At 72.4% G+C, this 12,491-nt stretch carries 10 protein-coding genes; 6 read left to right on the plus strand and 4 right to left on the minus strand.

Features of this window, described 5'->3' with window-relative positions; genetic code table 11:
• The first annotated feature begins 19 nt into the window (after positions 1 to 19).
• Genes D7I44_RS09295 through D7I44_RS18415 form a run of 5 tightly spaced genes read left to right on the plus strand, consistent with a single transcriptional unit; the run spans position 20 to position 6,366 of the window.
• Entirely contained in the window at positions 20 to 925 is a 906-nt protein-coding gene (locus D7I44_RS09295) for a glycosyltransferase family 2 protein (protein ID WP_120789243.1), read from the plus strand.
• The gene (locus D7I44_RS09300) at positions 922 to 2,220 is read left to right on the plus strand and encodes a wax ester/triacylglycerol synthase domain-containing protein (protein ID WP_120789244.1); all 1,299 of its coding nucleotides are present in this window, start codon (positions 922 to 924) and stop codon (positions 2,218 to 2,220) included. The genes D7I44_RS09295 and D7I44_RS09300 overlap by 4 nt, the downstream gene beginning before the upstream one ends.
• Positions 2,217 to 2,756 carry an acyltransferase gene (locus tag D7I44_RS18660; protein ID WP_120789245.1) on the plus strand — a complete coding sequence of 180 codons (540 nt, stop codon included), beginning with the start codon at positions 2,217 to 2,219 and terminating at the stop codon, positions 2,754 to 2,756. Before D7I44_RS09300 ends, D7I44_RS18660 begins: the two co-directional genes overlap by 4 nt.
• Positions 2,753 to 4,852, plus strand: coding sequence for a glycosyltransferase (locus D7I44_RS09310; RefSeq protein ID WP_120789246.1), 2,100 nt, complete (start codon positions 2,753 to 2,755; stop codon positions 4,850 to 4,852). The genes D7I44_RS18660 and D7I44_RS09310 overlap by 4 nt, the downstream gene beginning before the upstream one ends.
• Positions 4,831 to 6,366, plus strand: a complete 1,536-nt coding sequence (locus D7I44_RS18415) for a S8 family serine peptidase (RefSeq protein WP_120789247.1) — start codon at positions 4,831 to 4,833, stop codon at positions 6,364 to 6,366. The genes D7I44_RS09310 and D7I44_RS18415 overlap by 22 nt, the downstream gene beginning before the upstream one ends.
• A 10-nt stretch (positions 6,367 to 6,376) precedes the next feature.
• On the opposite strand, the gene D7I44_RS09320 is transcribed toward D7I44_RS18415, so the two are convergent.
• From D7I44_RS09320 to D7I44_RS09330, 3 genes are read right to left on the minus strand one after another with little or no spacing between them, the layout of a single operon-like run.
• Positions 6,377 to 7,231, minus strand: coding sequence for a glycosyltransferase family 2 protein (locus tag D7I44_RS09320; protein ID WP_162940173.1), 855 nt, complete (start codon positions 7,229 to 7,231; stop codon positions 6,377 to 6,379).
• Positions 7,228 to 8,217 (minus strand): polysaccharide pyruvyl transferase family protein, encoded by a 990-nt coding sequence (locus D7I44_RS09325; protein ID WP_120789249.1) that lies wholly within the window; start codon positions 8,215 to 8,217, stop codon positions 7,228 to 7,230. The genes D7I44_RS09320 and D7I44_RS09325 overlap by 4 nt, the downstream gene beginning before the upstream one ends.
• 13 nt (positions 8,218 to 8,230) lie before the next feature.
• On the minus strand, positions 8,231 to 9,697 hold the full coding sequence (locus tag D7I44_RS09330; RefSeq protein ID WP_120789250.1) for a lipopolysaccharide biosynthesis protein: 1,467 nt from the start codon (positions 9,695 to 9,697) through the stop codon (positions 8,231 to 8,233).
• A 158-nt stretch (positions 9,698 to 9,855) separates the two neighbouring features.
• On the opposite strand from D7I44_RS09330, the gene D7I44_RS09335 reads away from it, so the two are divergent.
• On the plus strand, positions 9,856 to 11,340 hold the full coding sequence (locus tag D7I44_RS09335; RefSeq protein ID WP_120789251.1) for an Ig-like domain-containing protein: 1,485 nt from the start codon (positions 9,856 to 9,858) through the stop codon (positions 11,338 to 11,340).
• Between the two features lie 121 nt (positions 11,341 to 11,461).
• On the opposite strand, the gene D7I44_RS09340 is transcribed toward D7I44_RS09335, so the two are convergent.
• The gene (locus tag D7I44_RS09340) at positions 11,462 to 12,400 is read right to left on the minus strand and encodes a 2-hydroxyacid dehydrogenase (protein ID WP_120789252.1); all 939 of its coding nucleotides are present in this window, start codon (positions 12,398 to 12,400) and stop codon (positions 11,462 to 11,464) included.
• Positions 12,401 to 12,491: the final 91 nt, after the last annotated feature.

A 12,491-nucleotide genomic window follows, 5' to 3' on the forward strand; every position in this document is an offset into this window, starting at 1 on the left:
CAGCAGGGATAGGGCGCCCATGCTGCGGGAGGCGCTGCGCTCGATTGCGGCGGCGACGCCTGCGGGCGTCGAGGTGCTCGTCGTCGACTCGGGGTCGCGCACCGACGAGACGAGGCGCGTCGCGCGGGAGGCATCCGTCGCCTATGTCCGCTCCGACGTGCCCGGCCTGTCGATCGCGCGCAACCTGGGGCTCGCCCACGCCGAGCGGCCGCTCGTGCTGTTCACCGACGACGACTGCGTCGCCGTGCCCGGGTGGGTCGACGGGGTGCTCGCGCACTTCGCAGACGAGCGCGTGGGCGCCGTGACCGGGCGGATGCTCGACCACACCCTCGTCGCCGACGCGGCGCCCGGCCGCGTCGAGCGTCTGACGGGCGTGCTGCGCGGCATCGACGCGGGACACGGGGCGTTCATGACGTTCCGCCGCGAGCTGATGCTCGGCCTCGGCGGCTTCGACGAGGTGCTCGGCGCGGGGCGGCGGTTCGCCGGAGCGGAAGACCTTGACGCGTTCTGCCGCGTGCTCGCCGCCGGCTACGCCATCGTGTCCGACACCACCGCGACGGTGCACCACAACTTCACCAGGCAGGACGACGATCACATCGCGCTCTACCGCGGCTACGGCCTCGGGGCGGGGGCGATGGCGGACAAGTGGATCAGGAGCCGTCCGCTCACCGGCCTCGCGATGGCGGGGCTGCTCATCGGCCGGGCGGCCCTCGGCGCCGTGCGCTGGCCGGACCCCCGCGAGCGCTCGGCGCGGCTCGCGCTGCTGAAGGCGATTCCGCAGGGCATCGGGGCGGCGGCGCGCGTGCCGCGCCGCGGCGCGCTCTTCGTCGACGCGGACCGACCGGCGCCGATCGCCCCGGCCGGCGCCGACGACGCGGTGCCCGAGGACGAACGGCCCCGGCTCACGCGGACGGAGCGGTCGTGACCCCGCGCACCCAGGTCGAGCTGATGCGCACGCTCGACGAGAAGTTCATCCGCACCCGGGTCGAGTTCGAGGCGATGTGGCCGACGGCGACGATCATCGTCGACTCCGCGCCGTTCCGCCGCGCAGACGGCACCGTCGACCGCGAGCGGGTCGCCGACGCGCTGCTCGTCGTCGGCGAGCGGTTCACCGAGACCCGGCTGAAGCTGGTGGATTCGCCGCTCGGCGTGACGACGCCGCTGTGGGTGCCCGCGGGGCCGCTCGATCGCGACTACCACCTGGGCTGGTTCCCGCGGGTTCCCACGGTCGGCGAGGAGCCTGCGCTGTTCGCCGGAGGAGCGAACGTGCCGCGGCGCCGCGACCGCCCGCTGTGGCGCTGCACGGTCATCGAGCGCGCCGACGGCGACCTCGCGGTCGTCGGCAGCGTGCAGCACGCGCTCGGCGACGCGCTGTTCGCGCTGCGGTTCGTCGACGCGCTGATGGGCGTCGGCGCAGATGACGCTCCGCCCGCGCTCGGGCCGGCCCCGCGTACCCGCGTTGGCGGCCTGGGCGTGGTGTGGGGGCGCTGGCTGCGCGCGCGCTCCGGCCCTCGGGACGCCTGGCACGAGTACTGGCGCAAGCCGTTCCGCAAGCGGCTGACACGCTGGGGCGGGCGGATGCTGCGCCCTGCGCGCAACCGCGCGATCGCGCAGCGCGGCCTGCGCGAGGTGTACGCGCCGGCGATGGCCGCCGGCTACTGGTCGACCCCGCTCGCGCAGGCATCAGAGCTCGCCGGCCGCCTGGGCGGCAGCATCAGCGACCTCGTCGTCGCGCTCGCGCTGCGGGTGGCGGTGCGCCTCGAGGGGGCGGCGGGTGAGGCATCCGTCGCAGTGCCCGTCTCGCGGCGCAGGCGCGAGGGCGCGAGCGTGCGCAACAGCATCGTGATGTTGCGCGTGTCTGTGTCGGAAACTGCCCCGCTCGCCGCGGCGGTCGCCGCCGTGCACGCGCAGGTCACACACTTCGGGCGCACCGGCGGCGGCGATCTCACGCCGGCAGAGTCGGGCGGCTACGCCTCGTACCTGCCGTACCGGCGCGGCCAGGCAGCGATCGCCGGCGCCGCCGTGCGCCAGGTGGTGCTGTGGCCGGTGCCGACGCCGGGGTCGCGCTTCGGGCTGTTCGCGACGTCGTACGCGGGCGAGTTGAGCTTCGCCGCCCTGTGCGCGCCGGGGCTGGACCCGGCGGCCGTGCGCAGCGTGATCGAGAACGAGTCGGCGGATGCCTGGGCAGTGCTCGCCGCGGAACAGGAGGTCGCCTCATGAGCACCGGGAAAGACGCGCTGCGCACGCTGCTCGACCCGCGCACGTACCTGCAGGCGCTGAAGCTCGCGAACTTCGCGGCCTACTCGTACGTCGATCAGGTGGCGCGCCTCAACCGCGGCGCCGAGGTGCGCATCTCTCCCAACGTGTCGTTCCGCAACGCGGAGCGCGTCTGGGTCGGCGACGGCAGCCATATCGGCGAGCACTGCATCATCTGGGCGGGCAATTCCACCGGCCGCATCGTGTTCGGGCCGAAGTGCCTGCTCGGGCCGCACGTGACGCTGACGGCGTCGAACTACGGCATCGAGCAAGGAGTCCCAGTGATGGACCAGCCGAAGGTCGAGCGGGACATCGTGGTCGGCGCCGATGTGTGGCTGGGGGCGAACGCGGTCGTGGTCGCCGGCGTCACGATCGGCGACGGCGCCGTGATCGGCGCGGGCGCGGTCGTCACGAAGGACGTGCCGGCGAACGCCATCGTCGGCGGGGTGCCCGCGCGCGTGCTCGGCTACCGGCCCGCCAGCGTGAAGGTGCCAGCATGACCACCCTCACCGTCGTCATCGTCAGCTACAACACCCGCGAGCAGACGCTCGCCTGCCTCGACTCTCTCGTCGCAGAGGCGGCGCGAGCGCCCGGGCTCGAGGTGTCGGCCGTCGTCGTCGACAACGGCTCGTCCGACGGGTCGGCCGAGGCCGTTCGGGCGAGGCATCCGGCCGTCCTCGTCATCGACGCAGGCGAAAACCTGGGCTTCGCCGCAGGCGTCAACCGCGGTGCCGCCCAGGCGACCGGGGAATACGTGCTGCTGCTGAACCCCGACACGACCGTGCTGCCCGGCGCGCTCGTGGCGCTCGTCGACTTCGCGCAGGCGCACCCCGAGCACGGGCTCTACGGCGGGCGCACGCTCGCGGCCGACGGGTCCCTCGAGCCGTCGTCGTGCTGGGGCGCGCCGAGCCTGTGGTCGCTGCTGTGCTTCGCGACGGGGCTGTCGACCGCGTTCGCGCGCTCGCGTCTGTTCGACCCGGAGTCGCTCGGGCGCTGGCAGCGCGACACCGTGCGCGAGGTGCCCGTGATCACCGGATGCCTGCTGCTCATCGCCCGCTTCGACTGGAACCGCCTCGGCGGAATGGACGAGCGGTTCTTCCTCTACGGCGAGGACGCGGACTTCTCGCTGCGGGCCGCTGCCGCAGGGATGCGCCCGGTGATCGTGCCCGCGGCGACGATCGTGCACACGGTCGGCGGCTCGACTTCTGAGGCCGGCCGGCCGGGTGATCGGCGTCTGGGCAACGGCCGCAAGATGAGCATGGTCATGGCCGGGAAGGCCACGCTGCTGAAGGCGCGCTGGTCGCCCGCGCGCGCGGTCGTCGGCATCGCGCTGCTCAGGGCGGGAGCACTCACCCGCGGCCTGCTCGAGCGGGCGGTCGGTCGCGCCGGCGGCACCTGGGGCGAGGTGTGGCGCCGGCGCGGCGAGTGGTCGCCCGGGTACCCGGCGGCCCGCGCGGCCCTCTTCGGCACAGCTCCCGTCGCCTCCGCCCGGGCGGCCGGGCGACCGCTCGTGATCGAGGCCGAGCCCGCGTTCCGCACCGAGCACGCCAACCCCTACACCGCGCGTCTCTACCGCAGCATGAGCGAGCTCGGCATGACGGTGCGCGATCTCAGCTACTGGCGACTCGCGACGGCGCACGTCGACGTCGTGCACCTGCACTGGCCCGAGCTCACCTTCCTCTCCGGCGACAGGTCCTGGCGCGTCGTCACCCGCCTGGTGCTGTTCTTCGGCGCGCTGCGCGTCGCCCGCCGTCGCGGCACCCGCGTCGTATGGACCGTCCACAACGTCGTCGACCACGAGCAGCGCTCGACTCCCGCGCTGCGGGCGCGGCTGCGCCGGCTGCTCACCGCGAACGTCGACGGCATCCTGTCGCTGTCCGCGAGCGGCGTCGAGGCCGCCCGGCGCGGCTACCCCGAGCTCGAGCACACGCCCGCGTTCGTCACGCCGCACGGGCACTACCGCGCCGACTACGACTTCTCTGCGTCGCGGACGGAGGCCCGGGCGCGGCTCGATCTCGACCGAGACGGCCTGGTCGCGGCATCCATCGGCCAATTGCGGCCGTACAAGAACGTGCCGCACCTGCTCGAGGTGTTCCGCGGCCTCGACCCCGACGCGCGGCTCGCGATCGCGGGTCGCCCGTCGAGCGATGAAGAGCGCGATGCGATCACGGATGCCGCGGCCGGCGACCCCCGCATCGTGCTCGAGCTCGCGTTCCAGCCCGCGCAGCGCGTCGCGGACTGGCTGCGCGCGAGCGACCTCGTCGTGCTGCCCTACCGGGCGATCGAGAACTCGGGCTCGGCGATCCTCGCGCTGTCGGCGAACCGGCCGGTGCTCGTGCCGCGCATCGGCGCGATGGGCGAGCTGGCCGAGCTGGTCGGGCCCGCGTGGGTGCGCACCTACGACGGCGAGTTCGACGCCGCCGCGCTCGCCGGTGCCCTCGCCTGGGCGCGCGACGAGCCGCGGCCGGAGGTCGCCGACCTGTCCGAACTCGAGTGGGGCGCGATCGCCGCAGCCACCCTGGACGCGTACCGCGCGGTGCTGCAGCCGCACACCGCAGAGACGAAGGAGCGCAGATGGGTGCCCGTCGTGGAGTGAGCCGCGGAGTGAACCGCCGCAGCCTGGTCGCAACCGGCGCCGTCGCCCTGCTCGTCGTGGCGGCCGTGCTGACCGGCGAGCTGCCGGCGTGGGGCGTGCAGACGGTGCCGCCCGCGGTGAAGACGGTGCAGGCGAATCTCCCGCCGGTGAAGGCGGGCAGCGGCGCCAACGTGCCGTGGTCCGGGCCGGCTGTCGCGATCCTCGACTCGGGGTCGGAGGCGCGCACCGACTACAACCTGAAGGCCCAGGTGAACTGCTTCGGCTCTGGGGATGCCGGTGACGCGAACGGCCACGGCACCGCCGTCGCGGGGGTCATCGGCGCGTACGACGACAACGCGGGCATCGTCGGCGTCGCACCGGGCGTGCCCCTCTACTCCGTGCGCATCCTCGACAGCAAGAACGCCGGCACGCCCACCACGATGATGTGCGGTCTGAACTGGGTGATCGCCAACGCGAAGGCCGACAACATCAGGGTCGTGAACCTGAGCCTCGGCACGGCGGGCACCGACGACGGCAATTGCGGCAAGACCAACGGCGACCCGATCCACCAGGCGATCTGCACGATCACCGGCATGGGCATCGTCGTGGTCGCCGCCGCGACGAACAACAACGTCGACATCGCGAAGGTGGTCCCGGCGTCCTACAACGAGGTGCTCGCGGTGAGCAACATGGCCGACTTCGATGGGCAGCCGGGCGGGAAGGCGACGGCGCCGGCGGCCTGCACCGCACAGTTCAGCATGCCGTGGGGCGACGACACCGCGGCGACGAACAGCGGCTACGCCGTGAGCGCGGCCGATCAGGCGCACATCATCGCGGCGCCGGGCGCGTGCCCGTACTCGACGCTGAAGGGCAACCGAACGGGCTATCTGCAGTCGGGCACGAGCATGTCGACCGCTGTCGCGAGCGGCGTGGTCGCCGACTGCCTCGCCGCAGGCGGCAGCTGTGCGGCCATGACCTCGTCGCAGGCCGTCATGCAGACGGTGATCGCCCAGGCGAAGGCGCAGGCGTCGCTCGGCCACGGCTTCCAGGGCGACCCGCTGCACCCGGTCGCAGGGAAGTACTACGGCTATCTGGCGAGCACGGTGCCGCTGTCAGGGACCGGGTCGCCGACGCCCACCCCGACACCGACGCTGACCTCAACACCCACGCCCACCCCGACGCCGACGAAGACCCCGACTCCCACTCCGACACCCACCCCGACCGCGACACCGACCCCGCCGAAGGACACCACGCCGCCGACCGTGACGATCACCTCACCGCCGTCGGGCACGGCGTTCTCGACCTCGGGAACGGCGGTCGCCCAGGCCTCCGACAACGTCGCCGTCACGGGCGTGACCTTCTGGGTCGGCACGACGAAGGTCGCGACGGCGGCCAAGCAGTCGTCGGGCCTGTGGTCGGCGACGATCAGCACGGCCGGCTACCCGAACGGCACCTACACCTTTGTGGCCAAGGCGACGGATGCCGCGGGCAACGTCGGCACTTCGCCGGGCGTCTCGGTGAAGGTCGCGCACTGACCCGGCGCGCTCAGAGGTAGACGGTGCGGTGCTCGATCGAGCCGATGACGCGTCCGGCCGCGAAGCCGAGGTCCTTCATGACCCGGTACGAATCGTCGCGCCGGAAGCCGCGCAGCAGCAGCTTGGCGAGGTCGCGGCCGAGGCGCTGTGCGATCGCAGGGTCGAGCGAGCGCGGCATCCCCCGCCCCTGATATGCGGCGAACAGCTTGACGTGGCTCTTGCCGTAGGCGACGTTCTGCCGGTAGACGCCCTTCGCGTCGATGCGCATCAGGTAGTCGATGCGCGCGTCGGGCACGGCGACGAGCTCGTAGCCGGCGAGCTGCGCCCGCCAGAAGAAGTCCGTCTCGTCGCCGCCGCCGCGGTACGACTCGTCGAACGGCCCGCACGCCGCGAACACCTCGGTCGCCACCGCGCAGTTCGCGCCGGGCGCCCACGGCAGGAAGCGCAGCGTGTCCTGCAGCTCGGTCTGCCAGCCGAGCTCCGAGCCGTCCGCGAGCACGCGGTGCAGGGCGCCGCCCTGCAGCTTCGCGCCGCCGAGGTACGCCTGCCAATGGGCCTCGAGCCAGCCAGGGTGCACGAGGTCGTCGGCGTCGCAGAACACGACGAGGGCGCTGCCGGCCGCGCCCTCGACGCCCCGGTTGCGCGCGTGGTTGATGCCGGGAGTGTCGCTCGCATCGACGACGCGCACCTCGGGCAGGCCGAGACGGTCGACGAAGCCGCGCAGGTCGTCGGATGAGCCGTTGTCAGCGAGCACCACCTCGAACCGAGCAGCCGTCGCCTGCTCGCCGATCGCGCGCAGCTGTCGCTCGATCACGCCCGTGACGTCGCGGCAGGGGATCACCACCGTCACGTCGGGCGCGCTCACGCCGCGCCCTCCGCACGCGCCTCCGTCAGCTCGGCGAGTGCGGCGGGCGTGTCGGCCCAGGTCTCGACGAAATGGGCGTGGGGGATGTCGCGGGTCCAGGTGTCCCAGAAGGCGCGGATCTTCCCGTACTTGTCGTTGACGACGAGGTGCTCGACGCCGAGCAGGGTCGCGAGGATATGGCCGTGCAGCCGGTCGGTCACGAGCGTGCGGCCGGTGCTCAGCAGCCCGATCGCGCGCGCGAGGTTGGCCTCGGCGAGGCGCTGCGCGGAGGCGATCTCGGCGGTGCGAAGTCGCGCCGAGCCGGTCTTCGCCGCCGCACGCGAGATGAGTTCGTGCCACTCGAGCCTGCGCCTGCGCGTCTCGGTGAGCGGCGCCTGCAGCCAGTCGAAGCGGAAGTCGCCGAAGTCTGCGCCGCCCGTCGCCTCGCGGTCGGTGCGCACCTGGACGGCGGTGGAGACCGTGGGCGCACGGCGAGTGAGCGTGCCGAGTGCGAAGGCGGCGTCGGGCACGAGCCGCACCTCGCAGTCGAAGTCGGCTGCGGCCAGGTCGAACGAGCGGTGGTCGCGCACGAGCAGCACGAACGCGCCGTGCCGCGACACCGCCCGGCGCAGCTCATCGCGCTCGCGTTCGCCCGGGTACTCGATCGACTGCGGCATCTGCACGATGCGCCGGCCTCGCAGCCTGTCGAGCAGCCGCAGCCGCAGCTGGTGGTGGGTGGGGTAGAGGCCGCCGAAGTTGCCGCCGCCTTGGAGGACGATGGTGCTCGCCGGGGTGAGCGCGTCGATGCGGAACGACCGCCGCGACATCGCGGATCGGATGCGCGCGCCCGACGCGCTCAGAACGACCAGCTCACCGAGCCAGATCGCCGCGTCGCCGCAGTTGAGGTGATCGGGGAAGTCGACGACATCGACGGGGCCGGGGGCGCCGAGCGCGTCGACGAGCTCGGCGCTCGCGCGCTCGTGCAGTTCGGCGACGGTCGATCTCACGCGGCCACCGCGATCATGCCGTCGCGCGCCGCCGCACGATGTGCAGCACGTCGGTGCGGAGTTCGACGAAGGCGCTGCGCTGCACCAGCATCCCGATGCCGAAATAGACGGCGACACCGATGATCGCCTCTGCCGCGAGATAGAGCAGGGCGGGCGAGTGCGGCAGCACGTGGCCGATCGACACCATGGCGACGAGCATCACACCGGCCGACACGGCGATACCGGGGATGTCGCGGTAGATGTTCAGCGGCATGCGGCCGAGCCTCACCAGTGCGACCACACGCAGCGGCGACAGCAGCACGGTGCGCGCGAGCAGCGCGAAGGCCACCGCGAGCAGCCCGTACGGCGCGGCGATGAACACCGCGGCGACGTGCACCGCCGAGATGATCGTGACGAGGGCGAGCTCGACCCCGGGGCGGCCGAGCGACCACCATACGTTCCCGTCGAGCCACTGCAGCGCCGTGATCGATCCGGTGAGCGCGGTGAGCTGGGCGATCTGGCCGCTCGTCGCCCACTGCTGCCCGAACAGGAACGGCACGGCGACGGGCGAGACGGCGGCGATCGCGAACAGACCGGGGACGGCCATGCTCGCGCACACGCGCTCGGCGTGCCGAACCGCGTTCCTGAGCCGCTCCGGGTCGTCTTTGATCTTCGAGAAGGCGGGCAGCGCCACCGCGTTGACCACCGACGCGAACAGCGTGAGCAGCTGCGAGGTGATGCGCGTCGCGACCACCCAGTAGCCGAGCGCTGTCGCGCCGAGCAGCTTGCCGAGCACGAGCTCGACCATGCGGTCGCGTCCCTCGTGCACAAGCTGGGTGGCGAGCGTCGGCAGCCCGAACTTGAGCATGTCGCGCGCCTCGCGGAAAGAGAACTCGAAGCGCGGCCGCCACGACACCGCACCCCACAGGATCGCGATGTCGACCAGGATGTTGCCGCCGCCCTGGAAGATGAGGGCCCACGCACCCGCCCCCATCAGCGCGAGGATGACCGCGCCGACCGCGCCGATGGTCGCGCCGACGCCCGAGCGGATCGCGAGCGGCCGCATCTTGAGCTCGCGCGTGAGCAGGATGGTCGGAATCGAGCACAGCGCGTTGAGGGGCAGGATGAGCGCGGCGACGCGGATCATCAGGGTGAGCTGGGGATGCCCGTAGAACGCCGCGATCGCCGGCGCCGCGAGCGCCAGCAGAGCGCCGAGGACCGTGCCGACCGCGAGCCCCGTCCAGAACGCGGTGTTGATCTGGCGCCTGGAGGGTGCCGTCGCCCTGATCAGCGACGGCGTGAACCCCAGGTCGCCGACGAGCGACAGCAGCCCGATGAACACGGAGACCAGTGAGACGATGCCGAAGGCCTCTGCGCCGACGAGTCGCGAGAGCAGGGCGAGCGTGACGACGCTCAGCAGGCTGCCGTAGACCCGCTGCAGAGCGGTCCAGATGCCGCCGAGCAGACTGCGTGAACGGAGAGAGCCACTGCCTTGGGACATCGGGGGCCGTGCTCCCTTCGTTTGAGGAGGGCGTCGACTTGAAGCATGTACCCGGCAGGTTGACGGTGATGTTTCCTCACGTTGCCAGGATGTAAAAGCTTGTCGGCGCACACCGCACCCCCTTTCGGTGGGCAGGCGATCGTCGCAAGGTTGGTCGCATGACTTCGGGGTGGGGAATCAACCACGGGCGCGCGCGTCGGCGCTCGTTCGCCGCACTGACGGCGGTCGTCGGGCTCGTCGTGGCCGGGGTCATCGCCCTCGCCGCGCCGGCCGCCGCCGCCACGACGCTCTACGCGTCGCCCACCGGCACCGGGTCGACCTGTTCGAGTGCCGCGCCCTGCTCGCTGCCGACGGCGGTCGCGGCCGCCCCTGCGGGCGCGACCATTCAGCTCACGGCGGGCACCTACCCGGCCGTGACGGTGAAGGGCGGGCACGGCACGGCGGCGGCGCCCGTCACGATCACCCCGGCATCCGGTGCCGCCGCGACCCTGACGACGGTCACCGACCAGGCGAACTATCTCACCTGGAAGGGTGTGCTCGTCACCGCGGCGTTCTATCTCACCGGCACGGGCGACACGGTCTCCGGCGCCCACATCGACGGGGGCGGCCTGTTCGTGCGCGGCACGGACGCGACGGTCACGGGCTCGCTGTTCGAGAACGGCTCGTCGATCGACGGCATCCAGGTCGGCAACGCCTACGGCGTCACGATCGCCGGCAACACGGTGCGCAACTACAACCAGTCGACGAACAACGGGATGCACGCCGACTGCATTCAGATCTTCGACTCGGCGAACGTGGTGGTCGAGCGCAACAATCTCTCGAACTGCTACAACTCGGGGCTCATCCTCTCCGTCGGCGCCGGGCACGGCATCTACGGCGTGACGATCGAGGACAACTTCATCAGCGGATGCATCACGGTGACGACCCTGTGCGGCGGCGGCTCCGCGGTGGATCTGCGCGAGGCCAGCACCGTGGGGTTGGTGCTGCGCAACAACACGCTCGGGGCGGGCGCGGCGCGCCTCGGAACGCAGGCCGGCACCGTCGCGGACCGCAACGTCATCGCCTACCTGTCGGACTGCTCCGTGCCGCTGACGAACTCGGTGGTCGCGTCGTGGAACACGAAACTGTGCGGTGCGACGCTGCCGCTGCTGCAGACGGGCGGCAACAAGGCGGGCTCGGTGCGGTTCGCGAACGCCGCGGCCAACGACCTGCATCTGACCGCGCCAGCCGACGCGACCGTGAAGGCGGTGGCCACCACCGTGCCCCGTGCACCGACCGACGTCGACGGCGACGCCACCTCGGCGACCATCGCGGGTGCGGACACCCCGAAGGGCACCGGCGCCGCGACCGCGGCCGACACGACCGCGCCGAAGACGGCGATCACCGCGCCGAAGTCGGGCTCGACGGTGACGGGAACCGTGACTCTGATCGCGAGCGCCTCAGACAACGTCGGCCTCACCGACGTGATCTTCCGCGCGGGCGGCGCGACGCTCGGCCCGGCCACGAAGGCGTCGGACGGCAGCTACCGCCTCACCGCGTCGACGGCGTCGTTCCCCAAGGGCACGTATTCGGTTACGTCGGTGGCGCGCGACGCGGCCGGCAACGTCACGACGAGCGCGGCGGCGACCCTCACGCTCAAGTGAGCGTGAGCAGCCGCGCGCAGTGCCCAAAGGGGCGCGCTCATCCGCGCGAAGCGAACATCCCCGCGCGTTCCGCCCGCGCGCAGCGCGCGGCAGTGACCGTATGACGCGGTTGTGCCACGTCTCAGCTGCGCAGCACCACGTTCTCGGGTTCCTCGCCCGCGAGCAGGTGCCCGATCTGGCGGCGCAGCAGGCGGGCCATGCGCGGCTCCATCGCCGACGCCGCCCCACCTACGTGCGGGCTGATGAGCACGCCGGGCGCTGACCACAGGGGGTGGTCAGCCGGCAGCGGCTCAGGGTCTGTGACGTCGAGCGCGAAGCGCAGGCGCCCCGCCTCGGCGAGCGCCGCGTCGGTGTCCAGCACGGGGCCGCGCGCGACGTTGACGACGAGCGCGCCGTCAGGCAGCAGGGCGAGCTCTGCGGCGCCGACGAGGCCGCGCGTGGCATCCGTCAGCGGAGTGCCGATCACCACGATCTCGGCGTGCGGCAGCAGCTCAGGCAGTTCAGCGATGCCGTGCACCTCGCCCGTGGCATCCGATCTCGCGCGTGATGCCACGCGCACGACCTCGGCAACCTCGAACGGCGCGAGCCGCGCCTCGACCGCCTTGCCGACCCCGCCGTAGCCGAGGATCAGCACCGTGCGGTCGGCGAGCGACGGCCGCCGGCCGCCCTTCCACAGTCCGTGCTCCGCGTTGCGCGCGAACTCGTCGAGACCGCGCTGCGACGCGAGTATCAGCGCGAGCGCGAGCTCTGCCGTCGCCGTCTCGTGCACGCTCGACGCATTGGCGTAGGCGAGGCCGGCCGGCAGCGCGGCGGCGACGCCGTCGTAGCCGATCGACTGCGACTGCACGAGGCCGATCTCGCCCTCGGCAAGCCACCTGAGGCGCGACGAGTGGGCCGACATGTAGGGCAGCACCGCGAGGTCGACGCGCGGCACGGGCGGCGGCCCGTCGATCGACCAGGTGACGAAGTCGACCGCGCCCGCGGGAACCGGGTCGGCGAGCCCGTCGAGATAGGGGCGGAGCAGATCATCGGGAAGGCTGACGACGAGGCGCTCTGGCATGCCGCCAGCCTACGGTTCGGGACGCGCGGCGTCGCGGCGCTCCTCGCCGAACGCGGATAGTGTCCCCCCCCATGACGGGCGACACAAATCG

The organism is Gryllotalpicola protaetiae, assembly GCF_003627055.1.
GTDB classification, from domain to species: Bacteria; Actinomycetota; Actinomycetes; order Actinomycetales; family Microbacteriaceae; genus Gryllotalpicola; species Gryllotalpicola protaetiae.